This is a genomic window from uncultured Capnocytophaga sp., from assembly GCF_937936315.1.
Lineage (GTDB): Bacteria > Bacteroidota > Bacteroidia > Flavobacteriales > Flavobacteriaceae > Capnocytophaga.
Map to the genome: position 1 here is coordinate 22894 of NZ_CALGWU010000055.1, position 18944 is coordinate 41837.

The window sequence follows — 18944 nt, forward strand, 5'->3', positions numbered from 1 at the left end:
ATATGGAAACATTTTTAGGAATTGACTACCCTACGTGGTGGTTCATCATTATAGGATTTTTGATTACAGGCTATGCTATTTTAGACGGCTTTGACTTCGGCGCAGGAGCGTGGCATTTATGTTTCGATAAGAAAAAAGAACGCCGCGTAGCTCTGAATGCCATAGGTCCTGTGTGGGACGGTAATGAGGCATGGTTAGTAATTGGGGGTGCTGGTATTTTTGCAGGCTTCCCACTAATGTACGCCGAATTGTTTTCGGCTATGAACACACCTTTTATGCTATTCCTCACTTTTATTATCTTTAGAGCAGTAGCCATTGAGGTACGTGGCAAAGAGGATAGTGATCGTTGGCGCAATACTTGGGACACTGTGTACAGTGTGTGCAGCATTGTGTTACCCGTACTCTTAGGAGTGGTGATTGCCAACGTATTACAAGGATTACCATTAGACGAGAACTTCGTATACCAAGGAGGCGCTCTCTTTACATTCCTTACTCCTTATGCACTGCTTGTAGGCGTAATGACTTTATTGCTTTTTATGGTACACGGAGGTTTGTATTTACTCATCAAAACTCACGGTGATATGCACCACCGCATCGAGAAACGCATCAATTACGCTTATCTCGCTTTTGTGGTAGTGTTCACAGCTGTAGCGATTTACAGTATGCTCACACCGCATTTGGCTGAGAATATCGCTAACAGTACCGCGCTAAAAGTATTCCCTATTCTATTGCTCCTCAGCATCTTGAGCATAGCATTCTTTATGAAGAAAAAAGACTATAAAAAGGCTTTTGTAGGCACAATACTCACTATTGCTTTCTTTATGGTAGTAGCCGCACTCAACTTGCACCCTACTTTCTTGAGAACTACTTTAGAAACAGGCAATAGCATCACGGTTTACAACGCTGCTGCTTCTCAAAAATCATTAGAGATTATGCTCACTATCACGGCGATAGGTGCACCTCTATTGCTTATCTACACTTATTTTGCTTACAAAGTATTCTGGGGCAAAGTAGAAATTGACGAAAATAGTTATTAATTAACAATTGATAAAACAATCAACAAAAGCCAAATAGCCCTTTTACTATTTGGCTTTTACTTTGATTGGCACGAAAATTGCTTGTAATCTTGAGCTAAAATCATTAAAAACACTGAAAATGAAAAGAATACTATTGGTTATCATCGCTCTTTGTAGCGTAACCATACAAGCCCAACAGGTTGATAAAGCTAAAAAACTATTAGATGAAGTGTATGCTAAAATGGTGGCTTACAACAATATCTATATAGATTTTAAATACAACCTCGATAATATTGCTGAAAATATCAATCAGGAAACTAAAGGTAATGTAACTATTGCCAAAGATAAGTATGTGCTAAACTATTTAGGAGCTACTAAAATGTACGACGGCAGTAAAACATATACTATTGTTCCTGAAAACGAGGAAATTACCATAGAAAAAAACGCTTCCGACGACAGTACCATTACCCCCTCTAAAATGCTTACCTTCTACAAAAAAGGCTATAAGTACAAATGGGATATACAACAAAATGTACGTGGTCGCAAAATTCAATACGTAGAATTGAAACCTCAAAAAGCTAATAGCGAGGTAAAACAAATCCTATTAGGTATTGATATTCAAACTAAACACATCTACAACCTTATTGAAATAGGCAAAAACGGCACTAAAACCACTATTACAGTGAATACTTTCAAAACCAATCAGCCGTTATCAGCTAATATTTTCAAGTTTGACCGCGAAAAATATAAAAAAGACGGTTACACTATCACCGAAATGTAGTTCGTCGTTAGTTCGTTAGTCGTCAGCTTTAGTTGTATGAAAATCATAGATCGCTATATCATTACTCAGTTCCTCAAAAATTTCCTCGGGGCACTCTCTATCCTCATTCTCATCTTTGTATTCCACACTATTTTCACATACATCGATGAGCTGGCTGGCCGTGGCTTAGAACTTTGGATTATCTTCAAATTCCTCATCTATTTCATCCCTCAACTTATCCCTATCATTATGCCGCTGGCGGTGGTTATCGCCTCCATTATGACCTTTGGCGCTTTTGCCGAAAGCTATGAGTTTGCCGCAATGAAAGCCTCGGGTATTTCACTGATGCGTGTAATGCGTCCACTGATTGTTTTAATGGCTCTATTGAGTTTAGGAACTTTCTTCTTGGCCAACAACGTGATTCCTGTAGCTTATCGCGAGGTGTATACCCTAAGATCTAACATCGCAAAAGTAAAACCTGCAATGGCTATAGCCGAAGGGGTTTTCTCTAATATAGGCGAAGATATAAGCATTAAGGTAGGTAAAAAAAAGGGTGACAACGACCAGTTTTTGGAAAGCGTACTTATCCATAAAAAAACACCTGATAGAGTGAATCGTACTGTTATCAATGCTAAGCGTGGTGAATTGAGAAGTGCTAAATCTAACCCAAACTTCCTACAACTCATCTTAGAAGACGGAACTTACTACGAGGACATCAAAACAAACACTTATGAAACTCAACAAAAAATGCCTTTCGCTAAAGTGCATTTTAAAAAATATATAATCAATCTCGACCTTTCTCACTTAAACAGTGTAGATTTCAACGAAAAAACTGATGCCACTACCTATAGAATGATGAACGTAAATCAATTAGATTATGCTATCGACTCATTGCGTTCTGACTTCAAGCAAAATATTACTGACTACGGAAATAACATGTTCCGCCGTACAGGCTTTAACTCTACTCCTCACGATAATAAAACTCAAGAAAAAACGACCACCCCTAAAGAAATAAAATCAGTAACTCAACTACTAAAAATACTCAATAACTACGATCAACAACGAGTGCTTGAAATGGCTATAAATAACAACCAAGCACAGTTAGACAATGTAGAATTTCGCCAGATGGACATTGAGTATCGCTACAAACTGATGAACTTACACATAATGAACCTCAGTGATAAGTTTGCACTCACTATAGCTTGCTTTGTTCTATTCTTTGTTGCTGCTCCTTTAGGCGCTTTTATCCGCAAGGGTGGTATAGGCTTACCCTTAGTTTTTGCGATGATATTATTCTTATCCTATTATTTTATAGGAATGTTTATGAAGAACATAGCCGAGAACAACACTATCAACCCCGCTTTAGCTCCGTGGATTCCCGCCTTGATATTAATGCCTTTAGGCATTTATCTCACCGCAAGAATTGCCAAAGACAAAGAAGTTTTCCATTTCCCTCTCACACACAAGTTGATGGTATGGACAAAGGATAAAGTTAAAAAAGTTAAAGGTAATAAGAAGAAAATTATTAAATCTCCTCAACCTACTAAGCTGAATAACGAATAAAAACAATTGTAAATCAATAACAAAAAAGACTTTGCAGCATCAAAAATGCTACAAAGTCTTTTTTATTAACAATATATTTTGTGTAAATTTGAGTTTTATTCAAAAGAAAACCCGTTGAGCAAATCGGCTGTTTTCATACGTTTTTTGGCGGGGAGTTGTAACTCTAAAAGCTGGATAAAGCCATCTTTCACCGCTACGCGCAGTTGTTTTTTCTCTGTCAAAAGTTTCCCGATAGGTTCGTTATGAGAGGCAGGCTCAAACACAGCATCATACACCTTGGCAGCAAGCATTTCTCCCTTATGAGGAAACTCCGCCCAAGCAGTAGGGTACGGACTCATTCCTCTAATAAGGCGCTCAATAGCTATTCCCTCATCTTCCCAATTGATTTTACAAGTCTCTTTATATATTTTAGGAGCTTCGGCAAAAGTAATCTCCTTATCTTGCGGTTGTGTGGTGCAAGTACCATCGGCGATACTATCTACTGTTTTGAGCACCAAATCTGCCCCTTGCAGCATTAGTTTATCATGTAGTGTGCCGGCTGTTTCGTGAGTATCGATAGGGGTAACAGCTTGAGCGATAATTGCCCCAGTATCAATCTTTTCATCTATAAAGAAAGTTGTCACCCCCGTTTGTTTTTCGCCATTGATAATCGCCCAATTGATAGGAGCAGCACCTCGGTAGTTAGGCAAAAGTGAAGCGTGGAGGTTGAAAGTACCATATTTAGGCAATCGCCATACCACTTCAGGCAACATACGGAAAGCTACTACTATTTGTAAATCGGGTTGGAGGGCTTTAAGTTCACTAAGGAAATTCTCATCTTTGAGTTTCAAAGGTTGGAGTACGGGTATACCTTTACTTTCGGCATAGACTTTCACAGGCGACTGATGCAATTTTTGTCCGCGACCAGAAGGTTTATCAGCAACAGTTACCACGCCCACTACGTTATAGTTATTTTCTACTAAGGCTTTTAGGGACGCTAAAGCAAAATCGGGCGTTCCCATAAATACAATTCTCATACAATTGACAATTAATAATTAACAATCTTGTCCAACTAAAAGTGTTGTTAAACTTTGGCAAAGGTAAAGTATATCTATAAAAGCAGCAAATATTTTTCATTTTATTTTGCCACGTAAAAAATAATTCGTACCTTTGCCGCCGATTTAAACAATAATTAAAAACGTTAAGCTATGTATGCAATTGTAGAGATAGCAGGGCAACAATTTAAAGTAAGCAAAGACCAAAAAGTTTACGTGCACCGTTTGCCTAATGCAGAAGATGAAAAAGTAACTTTTTCTAACGTACTTCTCATTGATAACAACGGAGCTGTAACTGTAGGCGCCCCAGCTATAAACGGAGCTTCTGTAGAAGCTAAAGTTTTAAAACATTTGAAAGGAGACAAAGTGCTCGTATTCAAAAAGAAAAGACGTAAAGGTTACAAAGTGAAGAACGGACACCGTCAGTACCTCACCCAGATTGTAATCGAGAACATTGTTGTAAAATAATTGTTAAACTTAAAAATCTAAGAAAATGGCTCACAAGAAAGGTGTCGGTAGTTCAAAGAACGGTAGAGAATCACACTCTAAACGCTTAGGCGTGAAAATTTTCGGTGGACAAGTTGCCATCGCTGGAAACATTATCGTTAGACAACGTGGAACTCAACACAATGCTGGCGAGAACGTGTACATTGGTAAAGACCATACTTTGCACGCTAAAATAGATGGTATCGTAAAATTCGAGAAAAAGAAAAACGATAAATCTTATGTTTCTGTTATTCCATTAGAAGCATAATTGTAAATTTAAAATTATTAAAAAGAAAAGAGTCACTTAAAATAATAAGTGGCTCTTTTCTTTTTAGTTAATAGATAAACTAAGTAGTTTGGCAAAGTTTTTGAAGCTAAACAAACTCAAAATTAACTAGGTGTATATGTCATACACCCTCCCTAAAATTATAACCTCAGCATGAAATATCTTGTACAACTTTGTCGTATATTAGTAGGCGTTACTTTCATCATCAGTGGGATGATAAAGCTCAACGACCCTATGGGTTTTTCTTTCAAATTAGAAGATTATTTCGCCCCTGGTGTACTCAATTTGCCTTTCCTCGTGCCTTATGCTTTAGCATTTGCTATCTTTGTATGCATTTTCGAGGTAGTATTAGGCGTAACCCTATTAGTAGGCTATAAAAAGAAACTCACTTTATGGCTTTTGATTGCCATGTTAGTATTCTTTGGCTTCCTTACTTTCTATTCGGCGTATTTTAACAAGGTAACCGATTGCGGTTGTTTTGGCGATGCCATCAAATTTACTCCTTGGCAATCGTTTACTAAAGATTTAGTGCTTTTAGCACTCACTTTGGTCGTTTTCTTCGGTCAGAAATATATTCATCCACTTACAAAAGGCAAACTACCCTTGGTTGTAACTTACTTATCTGTGCTTTTCTGCATCATTTTCGTTTATTACGTGTACAACCACTTGCCAGTGAAGGACTTCCGCGTGTACAAAATAGGTACTAATATCCCTAAAGGTATGGAATTACCTCCTAATGCTGTTACTTACTATTGGACTTTTAAAATAGATGGGCAAAACAAAGTGATTGAAACTAAAGACCCTTCCTTCCCTAAAATAGCGGGTGAGTACGTGAGTCTTACTTCTAAAACCGAAATGCCTCCTATCCACGACTTCTACATTCAGGATAAGGATAGAACCACCGATTATTTAGAGGAATTCATCAACAAAGACAAACTTTTGATGGTGATTTCCTATCGTCTTGACCGCGCTAACCAAGAGGCGTTTAAAGCTATTAAAACCGTTACCGATAAAGCAATGAAAAACGGCTATACAGTAATAGGTCTCACTTCACAAATGGAAAAAGCGCCTTATATCGTAAAGAAATACGAACTCAATTTCAACTTCTATTACAACGATGCCACTACGCTAAAAACGATGATTCGCTCTAATCCAGGGCTTATTACCCTCTCCAAAGGAACTATCATTGATAAAAAACACTATAACGATAGTGAAAAATTATCCATTGATAATTAACAATTAATAGGTGTGGCGTGAAACAAATATAGCTTTTCAGCATTATCTGCGACTGCAACGAGGCTTGTCGCAGAATACGGCTGTGTCATACGGTTTGGATATCGAAAAACTTATTTGCTATTTAGAAAAATACAACATCACCGAAACTCCCAGCAACATAGAGGAAGACACTTTGCGACAATTCGTGTACGAAGTAGCAAAAGACCTGAATGCACGTTCACAAGCGCGACTCATTTCGGCATTGAAGAGTTTTTTTAAATTTATGATGTACGAAAAAGGGCGTGAAGACTTCCCGATGAGCCTCATTGAAAGCCCAAAAATAGGAGTAAAACTCCCCGATACCCTTTCACTACAAGAGATAGATGCGATGCTGGCTTCTATAGATTTAAGCACCGATGAAGGTCATCGCAACAAGGCGATGATAGAGATGCTATACGCTTGCGGATTGCGTGTATCGGAACTCATTTCGCTTAGATTATCCGATTTGTTTTTTGATGAAGATTTTATCAGGGTGATGGGAAAAGGCAGCAAACAGCGGTTGGTACCTATTGAGGCATACACTCAAAAGCAAGTGAAGCAATATATAGACAACCAGCGGCGACAGCTAAAAATAGCTAAAGGACACGAGGATTTTGTATTCTTAAACAGAAGGGGAAAACAGCTCACACGAGCGATGATTTTTACGATTGTAAGACAAGTAGCGGAAAGTATAGGGTTACAGAAGACAATTAGTCCCCATACATTTAGGCATTCGTTTGCCACGCACCTACTGGAGAATGGTGCCAACTTGCGCGCTATACAAATGATGTTAGGTCACGAGAATATTACTACTACTGAAATATACGTACACGTTGAGAAGAGTTATTTGCGAGAAGCACTTATAAAGTACCACCCACGCCAGAAGATGAGCTTTACCCAATAGCCCATTACGTCATCACTCTTAATATTACAATGAGTGAAGCTCCACCTTGTTAGCATTTTTTAGTTAGAGGTCTTCAAAATCAAGGTTGCGATAAGCACCATTCGTAACACCATTGGCAGCTCCATTAGTTCTTACGCCTTCCAATCGCTCGGCATATAGCTCTCTTTTAAAATCTTTTTGATGGCGTTCAGAGATTACTTCTTCTCCTTTTTCATCAAAAACATAAGCAGTCATTTCGTTCAAAATGTCTTTAAATAATTCAAAATCTTCTTTGTAGAGGTAGATTTTGTGTTTTTTGTAGTGTACAGACCCATCGTCGTGCGTAAACTTCTTACTTTCAGTAATGGTCAAGTAATAATCATTAGCGCGTGTAGCCCTCACATCAAAGAAGTAAGTGCGCCTACCCGCCCTTAGGACTTTTGAGAAAATCTCCTCATTGTCCAAAAATTCTTTTTCTTCCATTGTACGTACGTGTTTTTATTATTCGCGTACAAAAGTCTATAAATAGAGAATACTATGCAAGTTTTTTAGCAATTATTTTATCTTTAAACCTATATTTTATTATAATTTTAACATATATACTGCTAATATAGCATTTAAACATAAAGTTATTAAAAAGGTTTCAGGTGTCAGGGGACAGGTTTCAGGGGGCTGGGGTCAGGTATCTGGGGGCAAGAAGGAAACGATAACGACTAAAAACTAACGACTAACTACTAAACTTTAATAATTATTTTGTACTTTTGCAGTCTTAAAAGAAAACAATGTCCGAAAAAACATCACGCACTAAACATACATTTCATCAGTTATCACGCTTTGTAAAACCTTATCGAGGCGTATTTATAGCCGTCGCACTCTTTGCGGTACTTTCTTCTATTTTTTCAACGGCTCAGCCTTACCTCATAAAAGTAGCAATAGACGATTATATCACCCTTAAAAACTACGAAGGGCTGTTGCGCATCACCTATATATTAGTAGCCTTGCTCTGCGCCGAAGTGCTGATGCAATTCCTATTTTCTTATTATTCTAACTGGCTGGGGCAAACCGTTATACGCGATATACGCGAAAAACTCTTCGCTCACTTGTTACGCCTGAAGATGCGATATTTCGATAAATCGTCAATTGGCGTACTGGTAACCCGTGCGGTGAACGATATGGAACGCATAGGTGAAATTTTCAGTTCAGGGCTTTTTGAGATGGCAAGCGATGTGCTCAAAATGTTAGTTATCACCGTCGTAATGTTTGTAATCGATTGGAAATTAGCACTCATCAGCTATGCTACTATGCCACTAATTCTCTATTTCACTCGTTGGTTTCAGCGTTCTATGAATGCTGCTTTTGTGGAAGTGCGCAAAGAAGTGGCTAACCTCAATGCCTTTGTGCAGGAGCGCATTTCGGGCATCAAAGTGGTACAGCTTTTTGCCCAAGAGCGCGAAGAATTAGAAAACTTCAAGAAAATCAACGAGAAGCACAAGCAAGCGTGGCTCAAAACAATATGGTATAACTCTATCTTCTTCCCTATTGGCGACTTGTGTGTATCGATTACCATTGCCCTTATCGTGTGGTTTGGCGGACGACAAATCGTAGGCGATAATGTGTACGATTTAGGAAATATCTTCTTGTTTATACAACTCTCACAACAGCTTTTCCGCCCTATCAGGCATATCGCCGATAAGTTCAACACCTTGCAGATGGGTATCATCGCTTCCGATCGTGTGTTTGCTATTTTGGAAACTGAAAACGACTCGGAAACTGAAGGAGATAAGGAACTTACCGAAGTGAAAGGGGCTATCCAATTTAAAGATGTTCACTTTGAATATGTAGCAGGCGAAGAGATTTTGCACGGCATCAGTTTTGAAGTCAAAGAAGGCGAGACCATTGCTATTGTGGGGGCTACAGGTGCTGGAAAAACCACGATTACCAATTTGCTAAACCGATTTTACGACCTTAGCTCGGGTGCGATTTACATCGATGGGGTAAATATAGAGGAATACACCCTCAGTTCATTGCGAAAACACATCGCCACTGTATTGCAAGATGTATTTTTGTTTGCTGATAGTGTGCTGAACAACATCACCCTGAAAAATCCTGCTATCACTGAGGAGGAAGTGATTGCAGCTGCTAAAAGCATAGGCGTTCACGATTTCTTGATGAGCTTACCCGAAGGTTATCACTACAATGTGAAAGAGCGCGGCACAATGCTTTCGGCAGGACAACGCCAGCTCATTGCTTTCTTGCGCGCTTATGTACACAAGCCACAGATACTCATTTTAGACGAGGCAACTTCATCAGTCGATTCTCATTCTGAACAACTTATACAAGAGGCTACCGATAAAATGACCAAAGGGCGCACTTCTATTATCATCGCCCACCGCCTTACAACGGTGAAAAAAGCCGACAAAATTATTGTGTTAGACAAAGGAAGAATTGTAGAAACAGGTACTCACGAGGAGTTGCTACAAATAGAGAATGGTTACTACCGCAATTTGTACGAAGTGCAGTTCTTAGACGAATAATTTTTTTGGTATATTGTTTGATTTACAGCTAATAAGTTTCATCAAAACATTGTTTAGTAATGAAAATCAAACATTTTTTATCTTCAGCAGCTTTACTGCTTCCCTTAGCAATCACCGCACAGAAATCGGTAGTGCCCGAGGTGAAGGTAGTAAACGAACGCAATGCCAACCCGATGGTGTTGCAAGACCTCTCCATAGACATATTGGTCATAGGGCAAACAGCCGTTACCACTATGGAAATGACCTTCTACAACCCCAATACCCGCGTAATGGAAGGCGAGTTTCAGTTTCCTCTTGCCGACGGTCAGCAGGTGTCGCGCTTTGCCTTGGATATCAACGGCAAAATGCGCGAAGGAGTGGTGGTAGACAAAGCCTTAGGGCGCAAAGCCTTTGAGGACATAGTGCGCAGGGGTATAGACCCTGGTTTGTTAGAAAAAACAGAGGGCAATAACTTCAAAGCCCGCGTGTATCCTATGCCTGCCAAAGGCACTCGGCGTGTACTCATCGCCTTTGAACAAGAGCTACACGAGCGCGACGGACAGGATTATTACTTCTTGCCTATCACGGCTAACACCACCCTTAAAAACTTCAAAGTACGCACTGAGGTGGTATCGCGCTTTGTAAAAGCTGATATTCAAAACAGCTTGCAATTAGACTTCAAACAAGCGCGCAACAGCTATATCAGTGAGGTGAGCCAACAGAATTTTGCGCTCAACCAGAACATTGCGCTCACTTTCCCGAAAATTGAGAAACCGCAAAGCATTAGCGCTACTAAAGGCAACAAAACCTATTGCTATGGCAATATCGCTTTGGCTACTGCCCAACCCAAAAACAGACCTACCCCTAAGGAAATAGGGCTTTTATGGGATGCATCACATTCGGCAGCCAATCGCGATAGAGCAAAAGAATTTGCTTTCTTAGAAAGCTATTTCAAGGAAGTAAAAGATGTGAAAGTCATTCTTAGCAGTTTCAATATTCGCTCTGACAAACCCCTTAGTTTTGAAGTGAAAAACGGCAATTGGCAAGCGCTGAAATCACATTTAGAAAGTCTGCCTTATGACGGTGCTACCGATGGCAATGCTATCAATTTCAGTCTTAAAGCCGATGAATTGCTCTTCTTTAGCGATGGCATTTTCAATTTTGGCAGTAAAGAATTTTCAGTAAAAGAAGTGGTAAAACAAGCTAAAACCCCTATAACAGTAGTCAATGCTTCGGCAGTTGCCAATACCCCAAAAATGCAATACCTCGCCAATGCTACGGGGGGTAGCTTTATAGATTTGACCACCCTCACTACCGAGCAAGCACTAAAAGCAGCACAGACTATACCTTTCCAACTGCTGGATATAGAAGTGAAAAATGGCAAAATAGCCAATATTTTCCCACAGAAAGGTGCTACTATTAGCAAAGGAAATTTTACCCTTGCAGGAGAATTACAAACTAAAGAAGCTACTTTAGTACTTAGTTTTGGCTACCCTAAAAATGTAATACTACAAAAAGAAATACATTTGGCAGCCAATCCCGATGCTTCGGAAAGTGAGTTTGACCTTTTACGCCGTATATGGGCAGAAAAACAAATTGCTCAATTAGAACGCGAAGGCGCTGAACAAAAACAAATAGACGCGGTAGGGCGTGAGTATGGCATTGTAACCGAAGGTAATTCACTTATCGTTTTAGAAACCGTAGAAGATTATGTGCGCTACCGCATTACACCACCTAAAGAATTGCAAATGGAATACTCCAAACGTTTGGCTAACCAAGAAAAACAAAAAGAAGATAGTGCTAAACGCATTTTAGAGAATGTGATAGCACAATCAGCTGAACAATCTAAATGGTGGAATACCCAATATCCTCTCAAAGATAGTAAATCCAAAAATAAAGCGGTAATTATGGAAGAAGTGGTATATCCTATAGATAATAATGCTATTGCCGATGTCGCTGCTGTAGAAGCACCTTCAATGGAACGCAGTGCAAGTAAAGAGGTTAGCAGTAATGCGATGGCAAAAAGAGCCACTGCTCCACGTAGCACACCAGCACCTGCTTCTGTTCCTACTTCTAAAATAGAACTCAATGCCTATAACCCCGATACCCCTTATTTAAAGGTAATGCAGTACACTGAGGAAAGTAAAGCTGTAGAAACCTATTACAAATTGAAAAAAGAATACGGCAATACTCCGTCCTTCTATGTGGATGTAGCCGATTATTTCTTCAAGAAAGGCAATCATGAGCAAGCTATTTTGGTAGTATCTAATTTAGCGGAACTCAGTTTAGACGATCCACAATTGTTGCGTATGTTAGGCTATAAACTCAGCAACTACAGTGCTAAAAAAGAAGCGGTACAAGTGTTCCGCAAAGTAGCCCAATTGCGCGAAGAAGAACCCCAATCATTCCGTGATTTAGGTTTAGCCTTAGCTGAAGACGCTCAGTACAACGAGGCAGCAAAAAATCTTTATAGAGTAGTTACAAATGAGTGGAGCAGTCGCTTTGGTGATGTACAACTCGTTACCCTCAACGACCTCAACAGTCTTATTGCACGCCACCAAGGCATAGACGTAAGTTATATCGACAAGCATTTGCTCAAAAAAGAACCCGTAGATGTACGTGTAGTACTCTCTTGGGACACCGATAATTGTGATATGGACTTATGGGTAACCGACCCTAAAGACGAGAAATGTTATTATCAAAACACACTCACTTACCTCGGTGGTAAAATATCACATGATGTTACCCAAGGTTATGGACCAGAAGAGTTTATGCTCAAGAAAGCAGAAAATGGGAAATACAAAGTACAAGTGGATTACTTTGGCACTCACTCACAAAAGCAATTGATGCCCGTGAGTTTGCGCATTACTTTCTACACACACTTTGGTACTCCACAGCAAAAACAAGAAGAAACTACCGTACGCCTCAGCAATGCTAAAGAAGTGATTGAAGTAGGAGCTTTTCAGGTAACAGGTAACAAATAACAGAGAACAAGTAATAGAGAACAAAAAAAGCGAGGTTTTCACCTCGCTTTTTAGTAATTCTTATTTTTAAGTTCAAATTATCTAAATAATTACTCAACAATATTAGCGATACTTACGCGGTTCCAATCTGGTTCGCTGAACATATCACCGATACCATTACCTTCAGCTTGGATTCTATCAGCTGAGATTTTGTAACGGTTTACTAAGAGAGTTTTAACAGCTTCAGCACGAGCAGCGGCTAATTTTTTGTTTTTCTCTAAGTCACCTTCAGGAGAAGCATAACCTTTGATAACCACTTTAGTGTCAGAGTGTTTTTTAAGGTAAGAAGCGATACGCTCTACGTTAGGCAATTGAGAAGCTTCGATAGTAGTTTTAGCTACACGGAAAGTAACTACAGATTCCAAAGTTTTTTTGTTTTTAGTAACAACTTTCTCAACTACTTCAGGTTTTTTGTTACGAGCAGCTTCTAACTCATCTTGCAAGTTTTTGATTTGTTTTTGGTTATCAGCTAATTGTTTGTTTTTGCTGTTCAACTCATCACGAAGTCTTGCTAACTCACCGCTGTTATCAGGAGCTTGAGCAGCTGTAGTGAAGTGGTGAGCTCCATTGCTACCTTTGAAACGGTAAACCACACCAGCAGTTACTTGAGTGAATGAATTGTGGATGTTCAAGCTATTCTGTGAATTTTGTGCAGGAGTATCAACACCATAAACAAGTGCTGGACTAATTTTAATACCCCAAGCTTTGCTTTCACCTAAATTGAACAACAAGTTAGAACCAAATTGAGCTGTCATTTTATTACTTGGATAAAATTCACGAGTGTTCACATTAGGAATAATGTTTTGAACATAAGCGTGCATCCAACCTAAACCAGCAAAACCTTCTACTTCAAAGAAACGAGGGGTTCCTTTGTAACCAGCAATAAGGTTGCTCAAGTTTACAGTACCTACCAAACTTACATTAGTTTCGTCGATAAAGTTGTTGAAAGCAGGATTGTTGTCATAATCTACTGGACGTACATACGCCATACCTTCAACGCCTAAACGGAACGCTGGAGAGATTTGTTTACCTATCTCGGCTCCAAAAGTGGCACGTGTGTTTTTGATGAAGGCTTCACGGGTAGTCCAAGAGAATCCACCACCTTTAACACCTACTTGCCAGTTGTCAAAAAATTTGCTTTTACTTAGCATTTCTTGTGCATTAGCACTTACAAAAGTTGCAACGATAGCTGCAACGCTTAAAAGAGTTCTTTTCATATAAAAATAAAATTAAAAAAAAACTTATTCACGATTAATATTGAGGGCAAATGTATGGCTATTTTTTATATCCACCACATTTTTGAGTTACAAAAATAGCTTACATTCTTATTTTTAACTTTTTCTTTACACTTTAGATAGTAAAATCTTATATTTTTGTTAAAATTTTTTATACCCTAAGAGATATAAAATTTATTTCTTAAACACTCTGTTGTCGGAGAGTTTCTATCAAAGGGAAGAATCTATAAAATTAAATCCACAATGACATTAATATTCATCGGTTGGGTTTACAAAAATTTCATCAACTTTATGGCGATAACCACTTATGCGCTCTTGCAAATCTTGGAAAATCACAAAAAGTACAGGTATGACTATCAATCCAAAAAAAGTACCTATCAACTGTCCTACCGCAGCTCCTGTAGCTACTGAGCGGTTACCTTCAGCACCTACTCCTGAGGCAAATACTAATGGCATCAAACCAACGATGAAAGCGAAAGAGGTCATCAAGATAGGACGCAAACGCGCCATAGCAGCATTGATAGCTGCTTTAGATAGGCTTTCACCCATACGGCGGCGTTGTACCGCAAACTCTACTATCAGGATAGCGTTTTTAGCCAAAAGTCCCATTAACATAATAAGAGAGATTTGGAAATAAATATTGTTTTCCAATCCGAAAAGCCACTGTCCTAAATAAGCTCCAAAGATACCAAAAGGCAATGAGAAGAGCACTGATAATGGTAATAGGTAACTCTCATACTGTGCTGAAAGGATAAAATAAGTAAACACCAAGCTGAGTAAGAAAATGAGTATGGTTTGTGAGCCTGCGGTTTGTTCTTCACGTGTCAAACCTGTATAATCAATACTATAATTAGCGTTGAGGGTTTTGGCAGCTACCTCTTGTACTGCTGTAAGGGCATCACCCGTACTATAAGCAGGGTTATTCTGAGCCGAAATAGATACCGAAGTAAATAGGTTGTAACGGCTGAGTGATTGAGGTCCAAAGGTACGTGTGAGCGTTACAAACTCGGTAATAGGCGCCATTGTGCCACTACCTGTTTTTACAAATAAGTTGTTGAGACTATTGAGGTCTTTACGCGCTTCGGGCAACGATTGTACCATTACGCGGTATTGCTTTCCGTAGAGGGTAAAGTCGGTAGCGTAAAAACCACCTATGTAATTCTGTAAGGTAGAGAGAATTGTACTCACTGTAATACCCGATTGCATAGCGCGTTCCACATTGATATCCATTTGGTATTGAGGGTAATTCACGTTGAATGAGGTTTGAGCGAATTGTATTTCGGGGCGTTGCATCAAAGCACCTAAAAATTGTTGTGCATTTTTGTTCACCTCACTGATATCACTTCCGGATTTATCCAAGAGCACAAACGATACCCCACCACCTATACCAAAACCAGGTACTGAAGGCGGTTGGAAGAAAATCACATTAGCATCTTTGACACTTGCTACAGCTCCAAAGGCGCGCATTATAATACTTTGTATATCTTGTCCGGGTTGTTTAGAACGTTCGGCAAAAGGTTTCAGTTTGAAAAAGCCCATACCATTGTTACTACCTTCGCCCGAAATCATACCACGTCCCGTTACTAAGGTAACATTTTCCACTCCTGGGATATTGGAAAGATTTTCGTTTACCTCACGCATAATATTGGCGACACGTTCCATAGAGGCACCAGGAATCATTGATACATCCATCATCACAAAGCCTTGGTCTTCATTGGGTACAAACCCCGATTTCATACTTTTATTGGCAAAATAGATACCACCTCCTGCTAAGAGTAAAAGCACCAAGGTTACCCATTTGTGACGAAGGAAGAAAGTAAAAGTTTGCCCATATTTATGCGTAGCGGCATTGAAAGCTATATTAAACTTGTGGAAGAACTTGCCAAACCACGATTTTTCTTCGTACTGCTTATCACCGTGAGGTTTGAGGAAGAGCGAGCAAAGTACTGGACTGAGAGTGAGCGCATTGATTGCTGAAATCACGATAGCTACAATAAGGGTTACCCCAAATTGTTTGTAGAACACCCCCGTAGTACCGCCCATAAAGGTTACTGGCACAAACACTGCTGCCATTACCAAAGTGATAGAAATAATCGCTCCTGTAATCTCGTTCATAGCCGAAATGGTAGCAGGTTTTGCTTTCTCGTGAGTTTGCTCCATCTTGGCGTGCACCGCCTCAACGACCACTATGGCATCGTCTACCACTATACCAATAGCCAACACTAGTGCAAAGAGGGTGAGCATATTGATAGAATAACCAAAGAGGTTCAAGAAGAAGAAAGTACCCACGATAGACACTGGCACCGCAATAGCAGGAATGAGCGTAGAGCGGAAGTCTTGCAAGAAAATATACACTACCAAGAACACTAACAAGAAAGCCTCCAAGAGGGTAGACACCACTTTAGAAATGGCAGCATCTAAGAACGTATTAGCGTTGTAGTTGATACTATAAGTAATCCCCTCGGGCAAAGAAGGTTTTAGTTCTTCTAAGAGTTTTTCTATATTTTGGATAATTTCGTGAGCATTAGAGCCTGGGGTTTGGGAAATACCCATAGCCACCGCAGGACGACCTTTGCTTTCAGAAAATCCTGTATAGCCGAGGGCATCGAGTTCTACCGTAGCCACATCTTTGAGGCGAAGTACACGTCCGCCATCTAAGGCTTTGAGTACTATATTCTCATATTCAGACACTTGAGTGTATTTTCCTTTGTACTTAATCACATATTCATAGCTACTACCGCTATTTTGCCCCAAAGTACCTGCAGCTGCTTCTTTACTTTGAGCTGAAATTGCAGCAGTTACCTCCGTAGGGTTGAGACCGTATGCTTGGAGTTTTTGCGGATTGATCCAAACGCGCATAGAATAGGTTTTACCTCCAAAAGCACTGGCATCCCCTACCCCACTGATACGTTTGATTGCAGGAATCACATTGATGCTCAAATAGTTTTGCAAGAACACATCGTCTAACTCTTTATTTTCGGAAAAGAAGCTGAGGAACATCAGGTTACCTGAACTCTGCTTGCGAACGGTTACCCCCGATTGGGTTACCTCCGATGGCAAAATAGAGTTGGCACGCGACACCGCATTTTGCACGTTTACTGCTGCAATATCACCATTGGTGCCTTGTTTGAAATACACAGTAATATTTGCTGAACCACTATTAGAAGCCGATGAGGTGATATAATCCATATTTTCCACCCCATTGATTTGTTCTTCCAGCGGAATCACCACTGCTTTAAGCACTGTTTCGGCATTGGCACCTGCATAGTTAGCCGATACCTGCACCGTTACAGGGGCAATGTCGGGGTATTGGGAAATAGGTAAGGATACAATCCCTAAAATCCCTAAAATTACTATCAGAATAGAAATTACCGTTGATAGTACCGGTCTGTTTATAAAACTTTTTATCATAAGTTTAAGTTATAGATTCTTCTTTTTAATTTGCTAATTTACTAATTTGCCAATTATTTCCAGCCACCTCCGAGGGCTTTATACAGGGTGATACCATACTGCATACGAGTGAATTGTGCGTTGGCTACACTAAGTTCGGCATTGAGGCGGTTTACTTCGGCAGTGATCACCTCTAAATAATTCACCATACCGCTATCAAAGAGTTGTTTAGAAAAATCAGTCGCTTTTTGATAGGCTTCCATCTCTTTAGTTTTGAGTTGGATAAACTCGTCTTGAGAGTTGAATTGGTGCATTGCATCGGAGACTTCTTTGCCTGCTGAAAGAATTGCCTTTTTGAAGTTGAGTAAAGCGGTTTCTTGAGCAGCTTTTTGTACTTCGTACTGGGTGCGTATTTGTCGGCGATTGAGGATAGGTTGCGCCAATCCCGCTATAAAGTTAGCAAACATCGATTTGGCTGAAAACCAAGTATCGAGTTCAGTACTGCTGATACCGCCACGAGCACTGAGAGTGAGGGTAGGATAGAAAGCAGCACGGGCTACATTGGTGAGTTCAAAAGCGTTGCGCAAGTTCAGTTCGGCACGTGCCACATCAGGACGATTTTCGAGCAAACTCACAGCATATCCCTGACGGAATTCAGTAGGGAATTGTTGTTCGGCAAGGGTGCTTCGCTCTATGTGATGAGGTTCTTCGCCGAGGAGTACACATATCGTATTCTCTAATGCCCATACGCTATTGTTGATTGTAATAAGTTGTGCTTGTGCGTTGTACACGAGTGCTTCGATTTGCTTGGTCGCTACTTCGGTAGTAGAACCTGCATTTTTAAGTTGTTTGGTAGTTTCCAAACTTTTGGTGCGGAACTCAATGGTTTGTTCGAGTACTTTTTTCTGTTCGTCGAGCATCAACAATTGGTAATAAGCTGTCGCCAAAGTTGCTACCACTTCGGACTGCACTGCTTTTTGAGCTTCAACCGTTGCCAAATAAGAGGCATAAGAGGCGCGTTTTTGGGCGGAGAGTTTACCCCAAATATCGGCTTCCCACGAGGCTGAGCCTGTGATATCAAATAGATTGTTGTAAGTACGTTCTCCCAGACCTCCCGCTGCATTGATAGAGTTGGTGCTGCGGGTGTAGTTTGTCCCTACTGAGAGGGTAGGGATAAAAGCAGCTTTACTTTGCTTGAGGTAGGCTTGTGCTGAAACTACACTTTGCATTGCTATACGCACATCGAGATTATTAGAAAGTGCCTTGCTGATGTGCTGCTGGAGAGTGGCATCGGTGAAGATGTTGCGCCAAGACACATTGGCACTGCTAAGGCTATCCGTAGGGATATTATCCGTACGGAAAAGTTTTTCATTCACGACATTGGGACGCTCGTAAGTTTTACGACCTGCACAAGCGGTAAGGGTAAGGGCTACAAAAGCCACTGCAAAACCTTTATAAATGATTCTGTTCATAATCTTAATTTAGGTAATAAGTAATAGAT

At 40.0% G+C, this 18944-nt stretch carries 13 protein-coding genes and 1 pseudogene; 9 read left to right on the top strand and 5 right to left on the bottom strand.

Going from position 1 to position 18944, the window contains the following annotated elements; all coding sequences use genetic code 11:
* Window positions 1-2 precede the first annotated feature (2 nt).
* The 3 genes from cydB to Q0162_RS10070 all read left to right on the top strand — a co-directional run bounded on the left by cydB (window position 3) and on the right by Q0162_RS10070 (window position 3339).
* Entirely contained in the window at window positions 3-1037 is a 1035-nt protein-coding gene (cydB, locus tag Q0162_RS10060; RefSeq protein WP_297891219.1) for a cytochrome d ubiquinol oxidase subunit II, read from the top strand.
* Between the two features lie 118 nt (window positions 1038-1155).
* Complete coding sequence (locus tag Q0162_RS10065; protein WP_095899052.1) at window positions 1156-1797, top strand: outer membrane lipoprotein carrier protein LolA; 642 nt, start codon at window positions 1156-1158, stop codon at window positions 1795-1797.
* A gap of 36 nt (window positions 1798-1833) precedes the next feature.
* Window positions 1834-3339 carry an LptF/LptG family permease gene (locus Q0162_RS10070; RefSeq protein WP_297891220.1) on the top strand — a complete coding sequence of 502 codons (1506 nt, stop codon included), beginning with the start codon at window positions 1834-1836 and terminating at the stop codon, window positions 3337-3339.
* Window positions 3340-3434: 95 nt separating this feature from the next.
* Here Q0162_RS10070 and fmt read toward each other — a convergent pair whose 3' ends face one another.
* Window positions 3435-4355: a methionyl-tRNA formyltransferase gene (gene fmt / locus Q0162_RS10075; protein WP_096087923.1), complete on the bottom strand. Its 921-nt coding sequence runs from the start codon at window positions 4353-4355 to the stop codon at window positions 3435-3437.
* 171 nt (window positions 4356-4526) lie between these two features.
* On the opposite strand from fmt, the pseudogene rplU reads away from it, so the two are divergent.
* From rplU to xerD, 4 genes and pseudogenes are all read left to right on the top strand, one after another.
* Window positions 4527-4832: pseudogene (gene rplU, locus Q0162_RS10080) on the top strand (50S ribosomal protein L21); the annotation flags it as partial.
* Window positions 4833-4866: 34 nt separating this feature from the next.
* The gene (rpmA, locus tag Q0162_RS10085; RefSeq protein ID WP_002679833.1) at window positions 4867-5127 is read left to right on the top strand and encodes a 50S ribosomal protein L27; all 261 of its coding nucleotides are present in this window, start codon (window positions 4867-4869) and stop codon (window positions 5125-5127) included.
* Between the two features lie 171 nt (window positions 5128-5298).
* The gene (locus Q0162_RS10090; protein WP_297891224.1) at window positions 5299-6381 is read left to right on the top strand and encodes a BT_3928 family protein; all 1083 of its coding nucleotides are present in this window, start codon (window positions 5299-5301) and stop codon (window positions 6379-6381) included.
* Window positions 6382-6391: 10 nt separating this feature from the next.
* The gene (gene xerD / locus Q0162_RS10095) at window positions 6392-7303 is read left to right on the top strand and encodes a site-specific tyrosine recombinase XerD (RefSeq protein WP_297891225.1); all 912 of its coding nucleotides are present in this window, start codon (window positions 6392-6394) and stop codon (window positions 7301-7303) included.
* 63 nt (window positions 7304-7366) lie between these two features.
* Here xerD and Q0162_RS10100 read toward each other — a convergent pair whose 3' ends face one another.
* Entirely contained in the window at window positions 7367-7765 is a 399-nt protein-coding gene (locus tag Q0162_RS10100) for a PUR family DNA/RNA-binding protein (RefSeq protein WP_002679964.1), read from the bottom strand.
* 299 nt (window positions 7766-8064) lie between these two features.
* Between Q0162_RS10100 and Q0162_RS10105 the strand changes: the two genes are divergently transcribed.
* Together Q0162_RS10105 and Q0162_RS10110 are read left to right on the top strand one after the other, a co-directional pair.
* The gene (locus tag Q0162_RS10105; RefSeq protein WP_297891227.1) at window positions 8065-9816 is read left to right on the top strand and encodes an ABC transporter ATP-binding protein; all 1752 of its coding nucleotides are present in this window, start codon (window positions 8065-8067) and stop codon (window positions 9814-9816) included.
* Window positions 9817-9875: 59 nt separating this feature from the next.
* A complete protein-coding gene (locus Q0162_RS10110) occupies window positions 9876-12779 on the top strand; it encodes a VIT domain-containing protein (RefSeq protein WP_297891228.1) in 2904 nt (967 codons plus the stop codon).
* Window positions 12780-12868: 89 nt separating this feature from the next.
* On the opposite strand, the gene Q0162_RS10115 is transcribed toward Q0162_RS10110, so the two are convergent.
* The 3 genes from Q0162_RS10115 to Q0162_RS10125 all read right to left on the bottom strand — a co-directional run bounded on the left by Q0162_RS10115 (window position 12869) and on the right by Q0162_RS10125 (window position 18915).
* Window positions 12869-14035: an OmpA family protein gene (locus Q0162_RS10115; RefSeq protein ID WP_297891230.1), complete on the bottom strand. Its 1167-nt coding sequence runs from the start codon at window positions 14033-14035 to the stop codon at window positions 12869-12871.
* 267 nt (window positions 14036-14302) lie between these two features.
* On the bottom strand, window positions 14303-17464 hold the full coding sequence (locus tag Q0162_RS10120; protein ID WP_297891231.1) for an efflux RND transporter permease subunit: 3162 nt from the start codon (window positions 17462-17464) through the stop codon (window positions 14303-14305).
* A gap of 53 nt (window positions 17465-17517) precedes the next feature.
* Window positions 17518-18915 (bottom strand): efflux transporter outer membrane subunit, encoded by a 1398-nt coding sequence (locus Q0162_RS10125; RefSeq protein WP_297891232.1) that lies wholly within the window; start codon window positions 18913-18915, stop codon window positions 17518-17520.
* Window positions 18916-18944 lie beyond the last annotated feature (29 nt).